Annotated in this window: 2 rRNA genes (1 of these 2 running past the window's edge); both read right to left on the bottom strand. The window is 54.8% G+C overall.

Going from position 1 to position 2,825, the window contains the following annotated elements:
* Window positions 1-703 (bottom strand): 23S ribosomal RNA (locus AC3RXZ_RS16875) (it extends 2,500 nt beyond the left edge of the window).
* 364 nt (window positions 704-1,067) lie between these two features.
* Window positions 1,068-2,592 (bottom strand): 16S ribosomal RNA (locus tag AC3RXZ_RS16870).
* The 16S and 23S rRNA genes sit together here, the layout of an rRNA operon.
* Window positions 2,593-2,825: the final 233 nt, after the last annotated feature.

The following is a 2,825-nucleotide window of genomic DNA, read 5'->3' as shown; positions in this document are numbered from 1 at the left end:
CACGGGTTAACCTCGCCACATATCACTAACTCGCAGGCTCATTCTTCAAAAGGCACGCTGTCACACCTACCAGGGGTGCTCCAACGGTTTGTAAGCAAACGGTTTCAGGTACTATTTCACTCCCCTCCCGGGGTACTTTTCACCTTTCCCTCACGGTACTTGTCCGCTATCGGTCATCTGGGAGTATTTAGGCTTATCAGGTGGTCCTGACAGATTCACACGGGATTTCACGGGCCCCGTGCTACTTGGGATACTCTCCACGCCAGAACACATGTTTCGACTACGGGGCTGGCACCCACTATGGCCCGCCTTTCAAGACGGTTCGTCTACACGCTTCTGTAACGCCACCAGCTCGGCAGAACTGGTAGGAAAGTCCCACAACCCCGAACATGCAACGCCTGCCGGCTATCACACACACTCGGTTTAGCCTCATCCGCTTTCGCTCGCCACTACTCACGGAATCACATGTTGTTTTCTCTTCCTGTGGGTACTGAGATGTTTCACTTCCCCACGTTCCCTCTACCCGCCCTATATATTCAGACGGGAGTCACTAGGTCGGCACGCCGCCCAGCGGGGTTTCCCCATTCGGACACCCTCGGATCAAAACTTGCTTATCAGTTCCCCGAGGCTTATCGCAGATTGCTACGTCCTTCTTCGGCTCCAGATGCCAAGGCATCCACCGTTTGCTCTTAAAGACTTGAAATCACATGAGTACAATCCAAAAAGAATTGTCTATCGTTACGAACCCCACACCCGAAGGCATGGGATCTTTAAGATGCTCGCGTCCACTGTGTAGTTCTCAAAGTACGGGCGGTACCCCTCCCACCCTCCCCCACGGGGAGACCAGAAAAGGCCCAGAGGATTCAGACAAAACGTCTGGTCCCTCAGGACCCAACAGCGTGCAGACACCCACCCCAAAACCCCCGCCGTTCCCACCGCCGAAGCAGCGTACTAAGCAGAACCCTTGGTCCTGGTGTCATGTCAAATGTTCCACCCATGAGCTCCGGTCACACACATTCGGTGCGAATCCGGCTCTGACAGCCCCGAAGGACTGCAGTGCTCCTTAGAAAGGAGGTGATCCAGCCGCACCTTCCGGTACGGCTACCTTGTTACGACTTAGTCCTAATTACCGATCCCACCTTCGACGGCTCCCTCCACAAGGGTTAGGCCACCGGCTTCAGGTGTTACCGACTTTCATGACTTGACGGGCGGTGTGTACAAGACCCGGGAACGTATTCACCGCAGCGTTGCTGATCTGCGATTACTAGCGACTCCGACTTCATGAGGTCGAGTTGCAGACCTCAATCCGAACTGGGACCGGCTTTTTGGGATTCGCTCCACCTTACGGTATCGCAGCCCTTTGTACCGGCCATTGTAGCATGCGTGAAGCCCAAGACATAAGGGGCATGATGATTTGACGTCATCCCCACCTTCCTCCGAGTTGACCCCGGCAGTATCCCATGAGTTCCCACCATAACGTGCTGGCAACATAGAACGAGGGTTGCGCTCGTTGCGGGACTTAACCCAACATCTCACGACACGAGCTGACGACAACCATGCACCACCTGTTCACGAGTGTCCAAAGAGTTGACCATTTCTGGCCCGTTCTCGTGTATGTCAAGCCTTGGTAAGGTTCTTCGCGTTGCATCGAATTAATCCGCATGCTCCGCCGCTTGTGCGGGTCCCCGTCAATTCCTTTGAGTTTTAGCCTTGCGGCCGTACTCCCCAGGCGGGGAACTTAATGCGTTAGCTGCGTCACGGAATCCGTGGAAAGGACCCCACAACTAGTTCCCAACGTTTACGGGGTGGACTACCAGGGTATCTAAGCCTGTTTGCTCCCCACCCTTTCGCTCCTCAGCGTCAGTTACGGCCCAGAGATCTGCCTTCGCCATCGGTGTTCCTCCTGATATCTGCGCATTCCACCGCTACACCAGGAATTCCAATCTCCCCTACCGCACTCTAGTCTGCCCGTACCCACTGCAGGCCCGAGGTTGAGCCTCGGGATTTCACAGCAGACGCGACAGACCGCCTACGAGCTCTTTACGCCCAATAATTCCGGATAACGCTTGCGCCCTACGTATTACCGCGGCTGCTGGCACGTAGTTAGCCGGCGCTTTTTCTGCAGGTACCGTCACTTTCGCTTCTTCCCTGCTAAAAGAGGTTTACAACCCGAAGGCCGTCATCCCTCACGCGGCGTTGCTGCATCAGGCTTCCGCCCATTGTGCAATATTCCCCACTGCTGCCTCCCGTAGGAGTCTGGGCCGTGTCTCAGTCCCAGTGTGGCCGGTCACCCTCTCAGGCCGGCTACCCGTCGACGCCTTGGTGAGCCATTACCTCACCAACAAGCTGATAGGCCGCGAGCCCATCCCAGACCAAAAAATCTTTCCAGAAACTGACCATGCGGTCGCTTCTCGTATCCAGTATTAGACGCCGTTTCCAGCGCTTATCCCAGAGTCCGGGGCAGGTTGCTCACGTGTTACTCACCCGTTCGCCACTGATCCACAAGAGCAAGCTCCTGCTTCACCGTTCGACTTGCATGTGTTAAGCACGCCGCCAGCGTTCATCCTGAGCCAGGATCAAACTCTCCGTAAAAAAGAAATGCATACACAACCGGGAAAACGATCATGCAGCGAGTTTGAAACTGACCAAAAGAATGAATATCAAACTGACATCCATATAAATTGATCCAAAGGAATCTCACCCTGCCGAAGCAGGAACGAGGTTATTTGGCATTTGACAAGTGCACGCTGTTGAGTTCTCAAGGATCAGACGCTCCCCCGACCCAGCCATCACAACCAGGCCCGAAGGGCAACTTCTCTATCTTA

Source organism: Microbacterium cucumeris (assembly GCF_058349845.2).
The sequence above is the reverse complement of the archived record's forward strand: the minus strand, read 5'-3'. Positions and strand labels throughout refer to the sequence as shown.